Here is a 19233-nt window from a genome sequence, read left to right as displayed (position 1 = left end):
GCGCCGTATGCGAGCATACGGGTTCTGTGCACACCTCCTTCCGGCTATAAAGTTAAGGAAAGATAATGGTCAGCATTTCATTGATTCTTTTGCCGTAGGTGTGATCCTTGAGTGTACGTTCCAAGCCTCGAAGAGCAATTTCACGCCGCTCTTTCTCATGGGCGAGATAATATTCAACTTTTTCGAGCAACTCCTGAGGAGAAGAATACGTCTCGATCTCTACACCTGGTTTGTAGAAGCGGGCAAGATCGTCACGTGCATCCGTAAGTTGTAGGGTTGCCGATGCCGAAATTTCGAATGTTCTTGGATTCGGAGAAGCAGGTGGAATTTTGAGATGGTTATTGTTCACTGAATCATCCTCGTGGGAACGGTGCAGGTTAATTACGATTTTGGTGCCGTTGTATACATCATTGGTTTCCTGCGGAGTCATCCAGCGGCCAAGTTCGATTTTCTCGCCATAGGACGTATAGTCAGGCAGACGATCCCACCAAATCCCGTTAAATACGGTTTGGTGTGTCATCAGCTGTGCCATGATTGGATTGAAGAAGTAGACCCTGTTCCAGTATGCCGAACCGATAAAGCTAACTTCGCGATGTAGTGGAGAAGGTGTTGTAATCGGGAAGTAATGATTCGTGAACGCAGCAAAGGGCAGATAATGCACAGAAGCACAGCCGCTTTGTCGATAGAGGTCAACGCAATTGAGTTCCAGTGTGAAGATATGGTCAAAATGTTTTACAGTCTCAAGCGTCATATCCGTGTAGTAAGGATCATCAGTAAGCCAGATCGCTGTCGGTATTCCGGCTTGGCGAATGGCATCAATATGCTCCATTGGAATATCCATGCCATCCAGCACAAGTACCAGGTCAGGGCGCGATTGCAGGGCAATCTCGGACACAGGCTGACGCGGATCGGTTAATGTGACTTGAGACACCATGCTCTGGAGTGTAGCCATGATGGCTTCATCAAGAGGTGAATATGGGAAACCTTTGCCTGAAGATACGTACAGGACGTGGATGGGGCGAAACGGCAGTGGCTCCTGTGCGCAATTAACGATATAGTTGGCACGACCACGCAGGTATCCCTCTTCCTTCCCCGCATCGTATCCGGCATGCTGTCCATTCTTGCGAGCCTGATCTGCCAGACTAAGCACAGGCGCATGAAATTGCTTGTTCTTTCTGTGTTTGATAGACATACCGCCACTCCTTCTCATATAAAATTACTTCACCGTAATCGTTCTCCTCGTATGCGCTCCAAACGTCGACAAGCAAGCTTGTGGAACAGTCGCTTACAGAGAATACATCTACAAATGTCCCAGCAATTGTGCCATACGGTGTGTAAAAGTATGCTGGTTTAACGTTGTAAGCAGCCCACGCCAGGCGATCGCTTCCCGTTCCTTGTGGTGCTGGAGGTAATAACTAATTTTGTGCTGAAGCTCGGCTGCTGTAGTGAAGGTTTCGATGTCATAACCTGGTCGGTAATACCGTGAAAGGTCATTGCGCGCATCCGTAATCTGCATCGTGCCACATGCATTGATCTCGTAAGTGCGCGGATTGATCGACCGACCTTCTAGATGATGCGTATTTCGATTATCCTCGCCGTTCTGGCACGTTCGATGGACATTGATAACAATTTTAGCCCCGTTGTAATAGTCCACTGTTGCTCCGGGATCAAGCCATCCTTCACGGATGAAACGACCCAGAATATCCAAACGAGTCAGCCGATTCCATTGACTACCTGCAATAAACACCTTCTTGTCAGCCAGAAATGGAGCGAGTTCATCGAACAAGGCAATTCGATTCCAGAACCCTGTACCGATAAAACAAATGTCATATTGATGCTGTGGTTCGGTACGTCGTGGCTGGAACAGGCCCGGATTCACTGCAAGTGGTAAATAGATGACACTCTGTGCTCCATGAGCTTGATAAAAGGGAATCGCAGCTTCCTCATGGGTAAACACAACATCATAACGTTGGCAGATGTGAACCGTATCTTCGGTAAAGTACGGGTCATCCACGAACCAGATGGCTGTTCGAATGCCGAGTGCACGTATGCCATCCACTTGCTCCAGGTGATCTGCCGGAAATACATGCAATCCGTTCATGACCAACACAACATCAGGTCGATGCTCGCTCGCTTCCTGCAGCATCGTTGTCGATGTTCCGACAACACACTCCCGAACAGACTGCTGCAGTGCTTCGATGATGCCTCCATCAATGGCATCGAATCCCTGTGGGATATAAAGCACCTTCATATCACGCTTCGCTGGCTCAACCGGTTGAACGCGCTCCAACATGGCCTGACAACCGCCGAATCGGCGGCCTTCTGCATATCCGCCGCGGTATGCTACCTCCGCTTCGCTGAGCGCGCGGTGTCGTTTCTTCGCCACATTCTTCACCCTGTCTTCCTTCAGGAGATGCCTCTTCAGCTTCTCCCCGAGATTGGTGTTCCCTCTAAAGGATATGCCCCGGGGTCAGATGCATCATGGACGGGTGTCCTGTAAGGCGCAAAATTGGCGCTTGCCCTCCACATCCGCCTGTACGGGCATGTCCGCTTATGCGGCCAAGCAAATAGCCCGGGAAGAACGTTCCTCCCGGGCTAATGTCTTTTATAGTTACTCGGTTATTGTGCCTTGTAAGCTAACTGATGTCCGTCCTCGAATCCCTTGGCGAAACCCGCGTTGAATCCCTCGTTGTACGCCTCGGTGTATCCTTGGCTGTACGCGTTGTCCGGGTTTGGATCGGTAGGGGTAGCCGGGACGAATGGTTGTGCTGCTTGTTTTACACTCCGGTGCCGGCGTACCACACGTTTCTTTTTTTTGAGCCACGCACTACGTCCTTTGAGGGTGCGTTTGTGTACTATTCGTTTCCCTTTGAGGGCGCGAAGCTTACGAATTCTGCGCAGACGAGCTCCACGAGCCAAGAGGGCACGTTTCGTTCTTAATCGTGCTTTTTTCTTCTTTAACATATCAGCATTCCTCCTGTAAATCCCGAACGATGCGGATTGCATAGTCTGGGTGTTTGAGCCAGGGCAGTCCCGGCTCGCCATACCGAATACGAGCTAATCGAATTCCCGTCGCCATACGAGACATTTCTTCTTGGTAGCGACTTAGTAGGCGGATGTTCTCGGCAAGATTTCGGGCAGATACCTCTGAATGAGCAGATACGCTGGCGACGCTGTCCAGAATACGAGCCAGCGCCTGCTGACTATGTGCAATAGATTCAATAAGGGCCAGTTTCGCCTCCTGCTCACGTCGCAACAGACTCATTTTCCGAGATCCCCCAGATCCATACCGCCAAACATGCCACCATCCATACCGCCGCTGTCTCCACCCTCATCCTGTATCATGACAGCTTTTAAGTTGTTACAGAGTCCCGTTTCCATCCGAGTTAGCCCTTCCAACATCTCAACCAGTTGCTCATGCATCTTCAGTGGCTCTGCGACTTGATCGCCATGGGTCACAAAGGTATCCCCGTTCAGATGATTGAGTGTCCAATTTCGCACTTTCTCTGCTTCAATCGCCTTCGCTTCCAAAATCAACGCAATGTTCCATTGCATTTTGGCTGCAGCATCCAGCATAAGAATAAGGCTTTGCTCTCTACTCAAGTTCGTTCACCCGCCTTCCGGGCTTATTCTTCTTCTTGGCCTGCGATCTCCCGCATGACCTGACTTAGCGTTTCCGCTACAGCTTCCTCTAGATCTGCAAGACCTCCCAGGTAAGAGATAATGCTTTTGTTGATCTGTCCTGAACTGTCCAGCATGCCTTCGACACCATCAAGCTCTGGTTCCATATCCGGCAAATGATTAATAATTTCAGACATGCGTACAGCAACCTGACGTTTAGCATCTAATACGCGCGCAAGCTGCTGATGAGAATGTGCAATATGTGTGAGTATTTCATCGACTTTGCTCTGCATGCTCCTCCTCCTTGCCGTCACGGCCTGCTTCAACCCATACAAAAATCCGGCCTATCAGCATTTGCCTGCTACAGCATATGCCGGGCCGGGAGTGTCAGTTACTCCAGCTTGCGCCTATATCATCAAATGACGTAACTCCAATCGGAGGAATATCGGCTGAGGAATTGTCTCGTTCGTTCTTGCTTAGGTCGTACAAAAATATCCTCTGGCGTTCCTTCTTCGACAATTACACCTCCATCCATGAAGATGACACGATTTGCAACTTCGCGAGCAAACCCCATCTCATGGGTGACGACGACCATCGTAATCCCCTGTTGGGCAATGGAACGTATAACAGCTAGCACCTCACCCACCAATTCAGGATCAAGTGCCGAGGTCGGTTCATCAAATAGAATGACCTCTGGATTCAATGCCAGTGCACGAGCGATGCCAACACGTTGCTGCTGTCCACCGGACAGCATGCTCGGATATTCATTCACCTTAGCAGCAAGTCCAACTTGTTCTAATACACGCAGCGCACGTGCCTTGGCATCAGCTTTAGGAACTTTTTGAGCCACAATCAGCCCTTCCGTCACATTATCGAGCACTGTTTTGTGTTTGAACAAATTATAATGCTGGAAAACCATTGCCGTCTTGCGCCGAAGCTGCACAATATCATGTTTGCGTGCATGCTCACAATCGACGGTCAATCCACTGATCTGAACCTTGCCTTCATCCGCTCGCTCAAGAAAATTGACGCAGCGCAGCAGTGTCGTTTTGCCTGATCCACTAGGGCCAAGAATCGCTACAACGTCCCCCTGCTCCACGGTCAGATCAATGCCTTTTAATACTTCCTGCTTACCAAATGTCTTGTGTATGTTCGTTAGTGAAATCATGATACGCCTCCTTTGCTGTACACGGCAACCCGACGTTCAAGTAGAGCAGTGATTCGCTCAGCAATGATGGTCAGTCCCCAATAGATCAATGCTGCGGCAATGAAGGCCTCCAGAAATTTCAAGCTGACTGATGCCACAACGTCCGCTTTGCCGAGAATATCCATCTGAGAGACGGTAAATGCAAGTGTAGAACCATGTAGGAACCCAACAAACATGCTACATAGATTTGGCAACACTGCTCCAATCGCTTGAGGGATAATGATGCGTCTCAGCGCCTGGAAGGTATTCATACCTACGGCATGGGCAGCTTCCATCTGTCCTGGGTCTACAGCCAAAATTCCAGAACGAATAATTTCAGACATGTATGCCCCAGCCGTAAGAGAGAAAGCAATCAGTACAAATACAAGAATCGGAATAGATGACGATTGAAAAGCCCATTGATAACGTTCAGCCAATTTATCGATGATCATCGGAATTCCATAATAGATAAGGAACAAGTGCATCAACATTGGCGTTCCACGCAAGAATGAGACGTAAAAAGCAGCAATGCGATGAATCCAAGGTACCCGATATATGCGAATCAGGGCCGTTGCCAGACCAATCCCGAAGCCTGCAATCAACGGAACGATCGTAATGACAAGCGTAAGTGGCAATGCCTTTAGAATTTGGAAAAAGGACGTGTAAATAAACTGAAGATCAATAGACATATGCTCACCCCGCTATTCGTTTCAGGCGTTCCGCTCGAACCACCGGTTTGTGTACGAGACGCTTGCGTTCATGGCGCTGCAATCTGCGCTCAGCCTGAGCAAAGCCTTTTTCAAGTACGATGACAATAACGTAATATACGATGGATAAACTGATGTACACCTCAAGGGCATGGGAGGTGGCTGAGATTAACGTCTGCCCTCTGCCGACCATATCCATAACACCAATGGAGAACGCAAGTGACGTATCCTTCAACGAACCAATCAACGTATTGGCCATATTCGGAAAAGCAACAATGAGTGCCTGAGGTACAACGATACGGCGAAAAGACTGGAAGGAGGTCATGCCCGCTGCATATGCAGCTTCGGTCTGTCCTTTGTCGACACTCTTCACAGCACCTCGGAAGATCTCGGCGAAGGATGCTGCATCACTCAAGGCATAGGTGACAATAACAAACAATAGGGGATCGGTTCTGGATAGGTCGATACCAATCGGTTTGAGCAACTCAGGAAGACCGTAGTACACCAGAAACAGCTTAATTAGGATCGGTGTGCCCCGCATGAACGAAATGTACAGGGTGGCCACCTGACTTAATACTGGGATCCGGTATAACCTTGGAACAGCGAGCAAGACGCCTCCAGCCAGCCCGAGCACGATAGAACCACCTAGCACAATCAATGTTATATGCAAATATCGTAGCAGTTCCGGGACAAAATCCAGAACCAATGACAGATCGAATGCTTTTCCCATTACCGCCTGCACACCTTTCTCAGACTACTCTTCAACTGTATAGTCAGCGCCTAGCCACTCTGTGCTCAGTTTAGCTAATGTTCCATCTTCCTTGATTGATTTGAGCGCTTCATCCACTTTGGCTTTGAGCTCTTCTTCATCCTTGTTCAAGATAAAGTAGACTTTGGAGTTGGACAGCGGATCTCCTACCGTCTTCAATTGAGCATCAACCGCTTTATTCTGATAATCAATGGCAAACTGTGTGCTGATCGTTGCATCTACCCGCCCTGTCTTGATCTGGGTAATGGTATCCTCACCTGCTCCAGAATAGACAATATCAATGGGACTGCCATTTGCAGCATTCCATTTCTCAGCCAGTACAGCCGCATTACTTGTGGCCCCAACAATCAGTTTTTTACCTTTGAGGTCATCGATCGATTTAACTTCCTCATTCTTCTGGCTTACCACAATTTTATTAGGAAAAATATTATAGGCTTCGTCATTAAATAAGAACTTCGCTTGTCTCTCTTCATTGACTTCCATCTGATGAGCGATGAGGTCAATTTTTTTCGTTTCTAAACTAAGCAGTAAGTTCTTGAAATCCATCGTGCTGAATTCGAATTCATACTCTGGTAAACGTTTATCAATCTCTCGGATTAGCTCCACATCGTAGCCTGTTAATTTACCGTTCTCATCAATGAAGCAGACGTTCGGGAACTGCGTGCCTGTTCCAACAATGATCTTCTTCACCTTGCTGTCGCCTGTTGCAGAAGCAGATTCGGACTCATTCCCGGCAGTTCCTGTGCTACATCCAGCCAATACCGCAAGCATCGTAATGAACAGCAGTGCTGTCCGAAATTTCTGAATCCCCCGTTTTTTAACCATTCCCAATCTCCTCCACAGGCTGTTATCACAGCTAATTTGATGTGTACTTCCATTTCCTGACTCATTTTAAATAACCATTCTTACTTGTATAGTCGGAATTGGATTGAACAAAGAATAGCATCGGGAGTCCTCATCAGGCAATAACCAGGTTAATAGGACATCCTGATAACGTTATAGAACTTCTCTATGTTTGATTACATCCCTTGTCTGTTCAATAGAAAAAAGCCATTCTTCCCTTGAACTAACTTGGGAGAATAGCTTCTATCTAATCTTCATCTCGCTGATCTAAGACATACTAATCTGGTCTCTATCCAAACTTCAACGAAGACTTTGATTCATATTGCTTATCTATGTTCTACGGCTTGCCCACTTAATCTTGCGTGCCACTTCTACGCGTTGCACTTGAAGTAGACCGATGCGTGCCTCAAACTTCTCACGTTCGTCCTTGGAGTGTGCAGCATGCAATTGGTTACATAGCCCTGTTAACTTGCTGTTAATATGATCCAGCCTTGTCCAAAGCTCTTCTTCAGGTGATCGTTGTTGTTGGTGCTCCCCCGCCGGCTGAAATACTTTGAGCTGGTGGATCAGGGACTGCTGCCACTCTTGATCCTGAATTTGGATGGCAAAATGCAAAAGATCCAGATAGTCGTCAATTTGCAACGATACGCCGCAATCAGGTTTCGTATTCATTCGTCGTCTCTCCTTATTTCAGTGCTGGGAAGAATCAGTTACTTCTATTTTACAGGAACAAGCACTCGAAAAGCGAGACCTTTACGATAAATATTTTTGTTGATTATCCAAAATTACCAATAGAACCATAATAAATTACCCCCTAGCCTTTCATTGAATAAACCTAAGTTCAATTCCAATGTTTCTAGGGGGTTGAATTGCATGATAACGTTTTTACAGGATAAACTTTTTCACTTTTCCTTCTAGCTCTGCTGCAATCTTGGCAATATTCTGGGCTGAAGCTGTAATTTCCTCCATAGATGCTAATTGCTCTTGTCCTGCCCCGCTAATTTCTTCATAAGCAGCAGATGAATTCGAAGAAACATGGGATATATCAGTAACCGAAGCCGCGATCTCTTCTGTACTGGCTGACAATTCTTCCGTTACGGCTGACACATCATACATCTGCTGAACAACATGTTGCGTAGATATTTCAATTTTTTGTAATGCATGCAGTGCCTCAGCCGATAATTCTACTCCGCGAACCGTTTCAATCATGACTCGTTCGGTCATCGCTTCATGTACGTTATCCACCAGTCGATTAACAAGTGTAATGGTTTCCTGTATTTGTGCGGCGGATGCTCTCGATTGTTCGGCCAATGCTTTTACTTCCTGCGCAACAACGGCAAATCCCTTGCCTTGTTCCCCTGCCCGTGCAGCCTCAATCGATGCGTTCAGAGCTAAGAGATTCGTTTGCTCCGATACATCTGAAATAGCTTTACTCATATCTGTTATTTTGAAGTTCAGATGCTTAAGTTCCTCAATATACATTGCCGATTCTTTCACCGATGCTCGGATTAGCTCCATTTGGCTTCCTACGGTTTCAACCATTTTGCTTCCGTTTTTGACCTCTTGTTCCGTACCGCTGGAGAGTCCAGCGATATTGGCAGAGGATTCCGCAATTTTGCTAATACCGATCGCCATCTCTTCCATCGTATGCGCAGTTTCCTGCGTTAATCGTGATTGTGCTCGTGCGCCTTCAGCTGAGGTTTCAAGTAAGCCAGCCACATGTTCTACCGTTACTGTAGTCTCATCCGAGCTTCTACTCAACTCATGGCTTGATGCAGCAAGAATCACAGAGGAGCTGGAGACATTACGAATGATATCATGCAGGGAATTCACCATATGATTATAATTTTCGCCTAATCGCCCGATCTCATCATCTTGTTTGATCTGAGCACGCTCGTTCAAATAGCCTTCACTGATTCTCTGCGACAACTGCACTAGTTGACTAATGGGTCTCGTAATACTGCGAGTAAATATTACAAGTAAAATCAAGGCTGTCAGTACACTAATGGATAGAATCCACATGGTCTTCTTCATAATTGGAGCAGCTGCGTCTGCAAACTCTTGAAAAGGAATAACCGCGATGACTTTCCATCCTGTAATTTCATTTGTGTAATAATACCCTTGACCCATATCACCGGTATCATTGTTAACAATCGTCAGTTCTCCCTTATCTCCTTCCAAAATCGCATTACTAGCATCATCCTGAAGTAACGTCCCTTGAGGGACATAAGGGTGATACATCACCGTCCCGTTCTGATCAAGCACGTAAATAAACCCGCTTTGTCCCAATTGAGTGGAACTGAACAGTGATTCAAGCTGATCCACCGAGGAGATGAGGGTGATTACTCCCTTCTCGTGCTCAAGCGTTTTTGACATATGTAAGATCAAATTCTGTTGATCTCCTGCTGGTTCAGGAGAAGAAATAATAACTTGACCCGGTCGGGATATTGCTTCTTCAAACCATCGGCTATCACTGCTATTCTCTGGATCTAGGCTAGCTCCTGCAGCATCCACCGTTACGCCTTTTTCATCTACGATCAAAATGGATTCTAATTCGGGGTGTAGGCGGAGAAAATCGTTTAAGATTTTGTTGATTTCAGCAGCTCCAGCATTCTCATTCAGATCACTGACTAGCAAAGAAAGCTGTTGAACATTCAATTGTTGAGCGTAAAAAGAACTGGACAAGCTGGTGCTCAATGTCTCTACGGTGCCGTTCGCTGTTTCTCCAAGTTTAATCGCAATCTGCATTTTGGCTTCCTCATAAGACATCTTGCCCAGTATGCCCAACGGGATCACGATAAGTAAAGACACAATGGCAATGAGCTTTATTCCTAATTTTCTTATTTTTACTTTCTCATATAGCTTCTTCAATGCTCTAATCATCACCAAGCTCCTTTTTGTATTCGCTACAATTATATTTTAAAAATACATTACTGATAATTATGTTATCGGTAAGATACTTATTAAATTTTATGTTTGCATAGCAAAAACTGACAGCTCCCTTTTTTCGATCAAGTGGGAACTGCCAGTTCATTCATTTAAAGCTTATTACATGGTGGCTCTATTTCGGTTAGCTTTGGGCCCCGTCTCCGGGAAGATCAAGGTTGCAATAATCGCAAATACGGCGAGAAAACTGAAATATAGCAGCGCGTTACGAAGTCCCGTGTACTCGGCAATGATTCCGATGACCAGCGTCGAAACAGCTCCGCCAAACATACCTACGCTCAAAATAACACCTTGTGCCGCCCCCGCTTTCTCCGGGGTCATGCCTTCCAGTTCCATGACACTCGTAAACATAGCAGGAAGCCATCCATTTAAGGCAAGACCAATTAAAATGACAGAACCGTAGAGCATCCAGCCATCTGGTAATGTGACGGAACCAACGCACCCTATAAGCAGCAACACCAGTAGTGGCCACATAAAGATTTTCCGTCTTCCTGAAGCCGCCATGAGAATACCTACAAGTACACCTGCCACAACTGAAGCTAGAGAGATCAGACTGGTGATCGTACCTGATTTGGCTGCAGACATCATCAGATCCGTCTGGTAATAAGTTGGCAGGAAGGTTTGGAGGCTTTGACTCGCCAACATAAATGATAAATAAGCAACGATGAGCAAAATGACTTCTTTTCTTCTCAGCACCTGCTTCAGTACATTCTCTTTAGCTACAGGGCGGGTAACGGAAGGATCAACTTCTATGCCCGCTGGGTCGGCTGATACGGTCTGTACATTGTTTTTGGCAAAAATAATCCACAGAATCGTCGTGATCAGCATAGCAATGCCGAACAACTCCAGCGTCATCTTCCAGCTTCCACCCATTGCATTGTAGACAGGTATTGCAAGCACAAGAGCCAAGAAAGATCCGGCTAAAGACAGAATAGAATTCAAAGAATTAATCAAAGGTCTCTCTTTGGGAGGGTACCAGTCCATGGTTACACCTACAGAGGTTCCGGCGGCAATCCCCATTCCAACACCGATCAATATACGACTAAGCAAGAGTACCGTGAAGCTAGACGTAAAGAGCGGTACCAGCCCTCCAATCGTATAAAATACAAGCGCTATGGTTCGGGTATGTTTGATTCCAAATTTGCTCATGAGCGGACCACCTAAGGTTCCTGTTAGTCCCGCTCCCAACAATACAATCGTAACGATAATTCCAGCTTCTGCTGTCGTTATATTCAGGTCTTCCATCATCATGGGAATAAAAACCGTTGGACCTACAAAAATAATCGTAGGTACCAAAGATGTTAAGGCAGACAATACGAGCATAACCCAACGATAATTAGAGTAACTAGGCTGACTTTCCATAATTTCATGCTGTCTGACTCCTGGTGCCTGACAACACTGTGTTCACCTCTTTGGCTGTAGTATCAATCTTTAAGCTGGGATTAAAATCGATTTCTTAGAGTTTCAATTCATCTGAAGTATAGAATTTGTCCCCTTGAAGGTGAGGCAGAATTAAGATCTTCACTTGATCAATCTTCTTGTCTCCGCCTGGACGCAGTGCAGCAAAAGCCTTACCAACACCCTCAAATCCGGTGTATGAAGTTACAATCTGCGATGGATCAAACTTCCCGTCTTTCATGTCCTTGAATGTCTCACCTAGAGCCGTATATGAGCTTTCTCCATAGCCGGGACCTGTAATAAATTCCAATGTAATATTTTTATTAATGAGCGTAGTTGGCTTGATTGTGTTATCTGCCATCGATGCACCCACAATGAGAAATTTAGTGTAGTGTGGCACAGAATCGATCATGCTATTGATCAGATTTCGAACGCCAGAGGCTTCAAATACATACAATCTTTGTGATGCATCAGCCAATTCGTTGTATACATCCACCGGATTTTGTTCCATCGGATTGACTACAGCATGAGCGCCATACGTCAGAGCAATATTACGCCGTGTCTCGGAAGGATCTGACACCACGATTGGATGAATTCCTCGGGTAGCCAAAGCAATAACAGCTCCTAGCCCCACTGTACCAGCACCTGTAATGATCGCTCCGCCTGTAGCATCGATCTCAGCTCGCAGAACACTGTTGTAACCGGTTGCAAGCGGTTCGGTGACCGCAGCGTGATAAGGGTTTACCCCCTCAGGTATTTTGTAATGTCCACCATTTCCGACAAGAACACGTTCGGATAACCCGCCCGGATAGTCATTGGAATATCCAACGGTGTAAGGAACGCCATTATCGCCAATAACCCATGGAAGAATAACGAGCAGATCGCCAGGAGCATACTCCGTCACATGTTCACCAACCTCAATCACTTTGGCTGTAAACTCATGACCTAGAACAAGGTCTTTCGTAGGATCAAAGGCTTGTCCCACACTTCCTGCTTTGGTTACACTCTCTAGAAAATCCTCCGTATGTTCAACGGCTGAAAGATCACTTCCGCATATTCCTATGGCGAGGGGTTCTACTAACAATTGATCTTGGTTCGGTCGAAGTTCCGGTAGTTCCTTGACTTCAAACTGACCTTGCTTGTACGTGACTGCTTTCATTGTGTCTGCACATCCTTTGTTGTTATTTCGTTGTACATTTAAATTATCAAAAACAATCTTTTTAATAATTATCTTACTTGCAAGATAAATAATACTCCTAAACTTTATTTTTTACAATTCATAATTTTGTCACTTGCAAAAATTAATTACGTGATATTATTCACATATAAAGCCATATCTGTAGGCATAAAAAGCAAAAAAAATAGACGAAACAGATGCTCTGCTTCGTCTACTCGCCTATGTGGAGCTATTACTTTGAGTTCACATTTCCCAGCAATTTTTTGTATACTCGGTTCCATGCTTGGATATCTTCATCCGTCAACGAGCTAAAATGAGTAGATACCAGCTCTAATCTCATATCAAAAGCTTCTTGAACAACTTTTCTACCTAAATCCGTAATTTCATGAACAACAGAGCGTCGATCAATCGATTCATCGCGCGTTCTCACAATGTAACCTTTCTTAATCAACCTGTTGCAAATCCCTGTTATTCCTCCAGAAGTAATATGTAGCGGCTCTGATAATTCTTTTGCCCGCTTTTGGCCCTCGGAAGCTAACATCTCTAGTATACTTACCTCAGTCATGGATAAATTCAGATGATTTTTAGAATTCCAGTCAGTTAACCAAATTTTATTAAACATGGAAGACATAAGTGCATTTTCAATAAGCAACTCTTCTCTTCGCTCTTTTTTATCCACGAAATCTAGCACCCCGTTTATAGTTCTAACACTTTTATTTATTATAACCCACGGATTTTATATTTGCACTCTGCCACAACTCTACGAATACATATAGAAGCTTTCAATTGGCTTATAGATAGAATGGATTAGAGTACGCTACTCCCGGAAACCGTTCCATGATAAAATGACACCTAATCTATAATGTTCACTTACCGGGTTGGAATAGTTGCCATTCAATCATGAAGGGAAGGTTACCGATGACAGAACATTATCGCCTAGCCACACTGGAAGACGCTGAATCGTTGCTTGCCGTTACTTTGGATGCATACGAGACGATTCGTGCGCTAAACATTCCGTTTCCTGCAGGACATGCCACATTGGAGGTTATTCAGAATAACGTAACTCAGCATGAGTGTTATCTACTTGAGGAAGATGGGCAGATCATTGCTACCGTAACCTTGGATCGAGGACAAGATGCGCGGCGGCAGGCGATCAGCTCCTATCCTTTTATTCGGTGGTTCGCTGTGAGTCCTAACCATAAAGGCAAAGGGTATGGTTCGAGGTTGCTTGACTGGGTTGAACAGCAGGTGATTCTGACCAAACTGGATGAGCCTGCCCTTTTCTTGGCAACAGCGACTCGGCATCCTTGGCTGGCTCCCATGTATGAACGTAAAGGCTACACTCCGTTCCATACCCAAGTGGTGCAGACTGCTGATGCTTCAGAAGAAATTGTGTTTATGATCAAAATATTAGACCCGGAACGTTATCATGCCCAGTCTGTACAAACGGGTTAGCGCCAAGGTTCTATTCTCATAATCTAATATCCGTATACGGATCTAACTCAAAAACCCGCTTGAAGGAAACCTTTCCTTCAGCGGGTTTGTTTACTTTCATCCTGTCGTGTCGTGAATCAATCATTACTGCTTCGCGATTGTCTGGTCAGGAACAGCATCATAAATGAGATCACGACAATGGTACATGTCCACGCCCATGCCATCGTCTGATTCCCGGAATCCACAGCAACATAGATTGCCGTAGGCACCGTTTGCGTTTTGCCTGGAATATTACCTGCAATCATCAATGTAGCGCCGAATTCACCGAGAGCTCGAGCAAACCCCAATATAAATGCGGTCATCAATGCTCTGCCAGCCAGCGGCAGGGAAATGTACCAGAATACTTGCCACTCATTCGCACCAATGGATCGACCAGCTGCTTCGAGATCCCGATCAATTCCGGAAAATCCAGATTTCATCGTTTGGTAGACCAGTGGAAAAGCGACCACAACAGCGGCGATTACCGCAGCCCACCATGAGAAGATCACTGGCGCCGAGAAGATGGCTTCAATCCATTGACCAAGTAGACTTTTGCGTCCTAACAGCACAAGTAATAGGAACCCAACGACGGTTGGAGGTAACACAAGCGGAAGCATGAAGAACGTTTCCAGAAATATTTTGCCCCGGAACGAAGCACGCGACATCTTCCAGGCTACAGCAATTCCAAGCACGGCAGCAATGACACTGGATAGAAGAGCGACCTGAAGCGATAGTCGAACCGGTGACCAAAATACCGACCAGTCTATGGCGTTCACATTCATTCCGGAATGGAGAACCCGTATTTGGCGAACACGTCCAGTACCTCAGGCGATTGCAAATACGTATAGAATTGTTCCGCTTCTGTCCGGTGCTTCGTGCCTTCAATGATTCCTACTGGATAATTGGCTGGTGTGTAGCTATTCTTGTCTACTTCAAACGCAATCTTCACCTGATCAGAGGTCAACGCATCTGTTTTATATACAAATCCAGCATCTGCATTCCCCGTCTCAACGTACTGTAATACTTGTCTTACATCCTTACCCTGTACGAGCTTGCTCTCCAGCTGATCCCACAGCTTCGCATTGGTCAATGCTTCCTTGGCATATGTTCCCGCAGGTACACTTTCTGGAATGCCGATCGCAATGGTTTTAATTGTATCTGAGGTAAGATCCTTCTCACTGCTCACTTCATCCGCACGATCAGCAGTGACAACAGCGACTAATGAGTTTTGGAGTAAATTTTGCTGATCTGCTTCAGCAATCAAATTCTCTTCCACGAGAGCATTTAAGTTTTTACTTGCAGCGGAGACAAAAATATCAGATGGTGCTCCTTGCTCGATCTGTTGCTGTAATGCACCCGAAGCACCGAAGTTAAAATTCAGTTTAATGTTGGGGTTAGCCGCTTCAAAGCTTGTCTCAATTTCTTTCATCGCATCCGTCAGACTGGCAGCAGCCGAGATAGTTAACTCCACCGTTTCCTGCGGATCCACATTCTCTGTTGGACTGTTCTCCCCTGATGCTGCAGTAGACGCCGCGGCTCCCGTTGCCGAGGACGCATCTGGAGAGCCTGTGTTCGCTCCACATCCGCTCAATACAAGAGCTAATCCAAGTGACATACTTCCCAGTACATATCCGATTCTCTGTCTCATTCATTCTCCCCCAAAGTTATGTTTCGTTATAATTAGATATAATTAACTATAATTCATTATACACAAGAGCGTTAAAATGGGAAGGTGACATAGCTCACATTCTATTTTTAATGACGTTTAGATTGGATGGTTGCACGCTCTATGGTTTATGGTTCCCCTCAATTAATGGTATAGTACAAGAGATATTAATTATGACGAATCAAGCGATAGCATAGATGAAGAAAAATGATTTAACCCTAAAATACATCTGTACCTTTCTCTCTTGAAAATGACTTCATCATACTTTGCCATCGAAATGGCGAGTGTCCTATGTATACATTTATTTATATACCTTTGAAGGAGGATCTTCACTAATGACGGAGGAGCAATCCTATACGACCGAAGAAATATCGAAGCTACTCAAAATATCCAAGCTGACGGTCTATGACCTGATCAAAAAAGGAGACCTCGTCGCTTACCGCGTAGGCAAACAGATGAGAGTGGACGCCACCGATCTGGAGGCATATAAACATCGCTCCAAACAGCTCCAATCCGGCATTAATCGAACTGCTGCCGCGGAATCAGCAGCTCGTTCACAAGGTTCAGGCAACAAGGATACCGATTCAATGAACACAGACTCGGTTCTACATCCGGTATCCTCTGGCTCTTCATCTACCGTGACTGCGTATCCTCCTGCAAATGCTCAGCAGAACCACCTGTCTGCCCGTCACCTTGTCATTACGGGTCAGGATGTGAGCCTAGATATTCTCATGCGCCATATGGAGAAACAAACTCAGAATATCCGTCCCCTCCGCTCATTCATGGGCAGCCTAGACGGATTAATCTCGATGTATCGCGGCGAATCGGATCTCGTCAGCACTCATTTGCTTGATGGAGATACAGGGGAGTACAACTTACCCTATATTCGCAAAATCTTGATTGGCTGGTCTTACGTAGTGGTGAACCTGCTGTCACGCCCAGCTGGCCTCTATGTACCACGGGGTAATCCGCGTGGCCTTAAGGATTGGAGTGACCTGAACCAGCCTGATCTCCGATTGGCTAATCGTGAGAAGGGTTCTGGCGCAAGGGTTTTGCTGGACGAACAGCTTCGGCTCCACGGTATCTCTCCCTCCCAATTGAAGGGATACGATATAGAGGAGACCAGTCATATGGGCGTTGCAGCGAAAGTCAGCACTGGTGAAGCCGATGTAGGTGTCGGCATCGAGAAGGCCGTTCGGCTCATTGGCCAGGTTGATTTTATCCCCCTTGTACAGGAGCGATACGATCTAGTTATGCTTAGAAAACAAGGAAATGAAGCGTGGGTAGATTCAGTGTTACGTATCCTGCAATCCTCAGAATTTAGGCAGGAACTGCAAACGTTTGAAGGCTACGATGTTTCACGTACAGGGGAAATTTTATACGAAGTGTAGTATCTAAACTGGACATCATGCATGATAATGTAGCAGCTTACTACAATGTATGTCGTGTTCATGTCTCACTGGCGATGGAAATGATTAAAATAAAAATGCCGCTGCATGGATTGCAGCGGCATTTATCCGTTCTAAGCATTAGCGCCAAAACACGCCTGCTTCATCTCGTTCCACCTGTTCAAGTAAATCCTCAAAATGCTGGCAAGGTTGTATCGCATCTACTGTATCCCAGCAATCATGCTTATCCTTGGCAAACACCTTCCAGCGATGCTCATCCCACTCGAATCTGGCAATATCCAGCTTGTCCCATCGGTAACGCTCCTGGGCTGGTCTCTCTTCGGTCAGAATTAGCTCATTCTGATCCATACGATAGGTCAACTTCACCATCGTTCGCAGCGGTGCAGGTACTTTCTCATGGATATACCCGTCCAGTATGGACTCAATTCGGCAAACGGTAAAGGAGTCTAGCATGGTATTACCTCCCCAACTGGTCTAATACAGACAACCCAACCGACTTATGAACACGCTTATGAACACAAAGGCACATTCGTTACCAGCTTGACTTTGTCACACCCGGGATCTGTCCTTTGTGAGCCAGTTCACGGAAGACAATCCGTGATACTTTGAATTTGCGTAGGTATCCTCTTGGCCGACCTGTCACCTCACAGCGATTTTTCAAGCGAGTAGGAGAGGCATTGCGTGGTAGTTTCTGCAACGCTTCGTAATCTCCTTTTTCTTTGAGCTCACGGCGTAGCTCTGCATATCGAGCTACCATAGCTTGACGTTTTTTCTCACGAACAACTTTTGACTTCTTGGCCATATCTACATCTCCTTATCGTTTGGGTATATGTCTCTTAAACCACTGCGTCTACAGGCCATGGCAGTGGATTCTCAAACCCTGTCCAATCGGATTGCATCTCATCATCACTGAGTAAACACTGATCCAGTTCTTCTTCTATGATGGCTCGATCCATCTCAATCCCAATCATAACTAGCTCGGTCTGGCGATCCCCCCACTGGGCATCCCACTTCGCTCGAACCTCAGGCTCACTCTGCCATATTTCTTCCCGATCCGCTTCCGGCAATGCTGCTACCCAGTGTCCCGCAGGCCCAAACTGAATCGATGGCCCGGCTTGGCTAAGACTGGCTGCCACATCTCCTTCAGCTGCGAGCCAGACCAACCCTTTTGCACGTACAACTTCTTCTGGCCAATAACTCATAAATTCTGCCAGACGAGTAGGATGGAATGGTTTTCTGCGGCGATACACGAAGGAGCCTATGCCATATTCCTCTGTCTCGGGAGTATGTGTTTCTTTCTCCAGTTCCTGAATCCATCCGGCAGACATACTCACTTGTTCGAAGTCGAAGCGGCCTGTGTTCAGAATTTCGGACGGGTTCACTTGACCATTCACTGTACGGATGATTTTGGCATGAGGCTGAAGCTTGCGAATGATACCTTCGAGCTTATTCAACTCCACCTCATCGACCAGATCACATTTGTTCAGCAGCAACACGTCACACGTCTCAATTTGGTCAATCAACAAGTCTACAACATCCCGTGTATCGTCTTCCCCGGTAGCCTGATTCCGATCCAGAAGACTCTGTCCTGAAGCAAAATCATGCCAAAACCGATTAGCATCCACCACGGTAACTAAGCAATCCAGTTTAGCTAGACGGGTCAGATCAATACCCGATTCTTCATCGGCGTATGTAAAAGTCTGGGCAACCGGAACAGGTTCACTAATGCCTGTCGATTCGATCAGAATGTAATCAAACCTGCCTTCGTTCACCAGCTTCTCAATCTCCTGCATCAGATCATCCCGCAAGGTGCAGCAGATACAGCCGTTAGACAACTCCACCAGCTTCTCCTCCGTACGCGAGAGTGTCGCTTCTCCCCGTACTAATGCGGCATCAATGTTGACTTCACTCATGTCGTTGACAATCACGGCAACCTTCAAGCCTTGCCGATTATGCAGGATATGATTCAGAACCGTCGTTTTACCTGAACCGAGGTAACCGCTGAGTACAGTTACCGGCACTTGCTTTTGTGTCATGT

Annotated in this window: 22 protein-coding genes; 2 read left to right on the top strand and 20 right to left on the bottom strand. The window is 46.1% G+C overall.

The window, feature by feature from the left end:
- Positions 1-52: 52 nt before the first annotated feature.
- From ASD24_RS27135 to ASD24_RS27065, 15 genes are all read right to left on the bottom strand, one after another.
- Entirely contained in the window at positions 53-1192 is a 1140-nt protein-coding gene (locus ASD24_RS27135) for a CgeB family protein (RefSeq protein ID WP_235540901.1), read from the bottom strand.
- Between the two features lie 108 nt (positions 1193-1300).
- Positions 1301-2395 (bottom strand): CgeB family protein, encoded by a 1095-nt coding sequence (locus tag ASD24_RS27130; RefSeq protein WP_056702646.1) that lies wholly within the window; start codon positions 2393-2395, stop codon positions 1301-1303.
- A 224-nt stretch (positions 2396-2619) separates the two neighbouring features.
- Complete coding sequence (locus ASD24_RS31225) at positions 2620-2964, bottom strand: hypothetical protein (RefSeq protein WP_235540899.1); 345 nt, start codon at positions 2962-2964, stop codon at positions 2620-2622.
- Between the two features lies 1 nt (position 2965).
- On the bottom strand, positions 2966-3265 hold the full coding sequence (locus ASD24_RS27120; RefSeq protein WP_056702643.1) for a hypothetical protein: 300 nt from the start codon (positions 3263-3265) through the stop codon (positions 2966-2968).
- Positions 3262-3603: a hypothetical protein gene (locus ASD24_RS27115; RefSeq protein ID WP_056702637.1), complete on the bottom strand. Its 342-nt coding sequence runs from the start codon at positions 3601-3603 to the stop codon at positions 3262-3264. The genes ASD24_RS27120 and ASD24_RS27115 overlap by 4 nt, the downstream gene beginning before the upstream one ends.
- A gap of 23 nt (positions 3604-3626) precedes the next feature.
- On the bottom strand, positions 3627-3914 hold the full coding sequence (locus tag ASD24_RS27110; RefSeq protein WP_056702634.1) for a hypothetical protein: 288 nt from the start codon (positions 3912-3914) through the stop codon (positions 3627-3629).
- A 122-nt stretch (positions 3915-4036) separates the two neighbouring features.
- Positions 4037-4789 carry an amino acid ABC transporter ATP-binding protein gene (locus ASD24_RS27105; RefSeq protein WP_056702631.1) on the bottom strand — a complete coding sequence of 251 codons (753 nt, stop codon included), beginning with the start codon at positions 4787-4789 and terminating at the stop codon, positions 4037-4039.
- Positions 4786-5496: an amino acid ABC transporter permease gene (locus tag ASD24_RS27100; protein ID WP_056702628.1), complete on the bottom strand. Its 711-nt coding sequence runs from the start codon at positions 5494-5496 to the stop codon at positions 4786-4788. Before ASD24_RS27100 ends, ASD24_RS27105 begins: the two co-directional genes overlap by 4 nt.
- Positions 5497-5500: 4 nt before the next feature.
- A complete protein-coding gene (locus ASD24_RS27095; RefSeq protein ID WP_056702625.1) occupies positions 5501-6244 on the bottom strand; it encodes an amino acid ABC transporter permease in 744 nt (247 codons plus the stop codon).
- A gap of 24 nt (positions 6245-6268) precedes the next feature.
- Positions 6269-7090: a transporter substrate-binding domain-containing protein gene (locus ASD24_RS27090; RefSeq protein WP_056702896.1), complete on the bottom strand. Its 822-nt coding sequence runs from the start codon at positions 7088-7090 to the stop codon at positions 6269-6271.
- Positions 7091-7456: 366 nt separating this feature from the next.
- Positions 7457-7798: a hypothetical protein gene (locus ASD24_RS27085; RefSeq protein ID WP_056702622.1), complete on the bottom strand. Its 342-nt coding sequence runs from the start codon at positions 7796-7798 to the stop codon at positions 7457-7459.
- A 213-nt stretch (positions 7799-8011) separates the two neighbouring features.
- Positions 8012-10009, bottom strand: coding sequence for a methyl-accepting chemotaxis protein (locus tag ASD24_RS27080; protein WP_056702619.1), 1998 nt, complete (start codon positions 10007-10009; stop codon positions 8012-8014).
- Positions 10010-10174: 165 nt separating this feature from the next.
- The gene (locus ASD24_RS27075) at positions 10175-11434 is read right to left on the bottom strand and encodes an MFS transporter (RefSeq protein ID WP_056702616.1); all 1260 of its coding nucleotides are present in this window, start codon (positions 11432-11434) and stop codon (positions 10175-10177) included.
- Positions 11435-11528: 94 nt separating this feature from the next.
- Complete coding sequence (locus ASD24_RS27070) at positions 11529-12629, bottom strand: zinc-binding dehydrogenase (RefSeq protein WP_056702613.1); 1101 nt, start codon at positions 12627-12629, stop codon at positions 11529-11531.
- Between the two features lie 250 nt (positions 12630-12879).
- Positions 12880-13326, bottom strand: coding sequence for a MarR family winged helix-turn-helix transcriptional regulator (locus ASD24_RS27065; RefSeq protein WP_056702610.1), 447 nt, complete (start codon positions 13324-13326; stop codon positions 12880-12882).
- A gap of 239 nt (positions 13327-13565) precedes the next feature.
- Here ASD24_RS27065 and ASD24_RS27060 point away from each other — a divergent pair, with 239 nt between their 5' ends.
- Positions 13566-14102 carry a GNAT family N-acetyltransferase gene (locus ASD24_RS27060; RefSeq protein ID WP_056702607.1) on the top strand — a complete coding sequence of 179 codons (537 nt, stop codon included), beginning with the start codon at positions 13566-13568 and terminating at the stop codon, positions 14100-14102.
- A gap of 116 nt (positions 14103-14218) precedes the next feature.
- On the opposite strand, the gene modB is transcribed toward ASD24_RS27060, so the two are convergent.
- Together modB and modA are read right to left on the bottom strand one after the other, a co-directional pair.
- Entirely contained in the window at positions 14219-14902 is a 684-nt protein-coding gene (gene modB / locus ASD24_RS27055; protein WP_056702605.1) for a molybdate ABC transporter permease subunit, read from the bottom strand.
- Positions 14899-15768, bottom strand: coding sequence for a molybdate ABC transporter substrate-binding protein (gene modA, locus ASD24_RS27050; RefSeq protein ID WP_056702600.1), 870 nt, complete (start codon positions 15766-15768; stop codon positions 14899-14901). The genes modB and modA overlap by 4 nt, the downstream gene beginning before the upstream one ends.
- Positions 15769-16121: 353 nt before the next feature.
- Here modA and ASD24_RS27045 point away from each other — a divergent pair, with 353 nt between their 5' ends.
- Positions 16122-17177, top strand: coding sequence for a substrate-binding domain-containing protein (locus tag ASD24_RS27045; protein ID WP_056702598.1), 1056 nt, complete (start codon positions 16122-16124; stop codon positions 17175-17177).
- Between the two features lie 138 nt (positions 17178-17315).
- Here the strand turns inward: ASD24_RS27045 and ASD24_RS27040 are convergent, their stop codons facing one another.
- The 3 genes from ASD24_RS27040 to ASD24_RS27030 form a co-directional block, all read right to left on the bottom strand.
- The gene (locus ASD24_RS27040; protein WP_056702596.1) at positions 17316-17648 is read right to left on the bottom strand and encodes a DUF3024 domain-containing protein; all 333 of its coding nucleotides are present in this window, start codon (positions 17646-17648) and stop codon (positions 17316-17318) included.
- Between the two features lie 79 nt (positions 17649-17727).
- On the bottom strand, positions 17728-17997 hold the full coding sequence (gene rpsN, locus ASD24_RS27035) for a 30S ribosomal protein S14 (RefSeq protein WP_056702594.1): 270 nt from the start codon (positions 17995-17997) through the stop codon (positions 17728-17730).
- Between the two features lie 34 nt (positions 17998-18031).
- Complete coding sequence (locus ASD24_RS27030) at positions 18032-19231, bottom strand: GTP-binding protein (RefSeq protein ID WP_056702589.1); 1200 nt, start codon at positions 19229-19231, stop codon at positions 18032-18034.
- Positions 19232-19233: the final 2 nt, after the last annotated feature.

The organism is Paenibacillus sp. Root52 (assembly GCF_001426865.1).
Lineage (GTDB): Bacteria > Bacillota > Bacilli > Paenibacillales > Paenibacillaceae > Paenibacillus.
The sequence above is the reverse complement of the archived record's forward strand: the minus strand, read 5'-3'. Positions and strand labels throughout refer to the sequence as shown.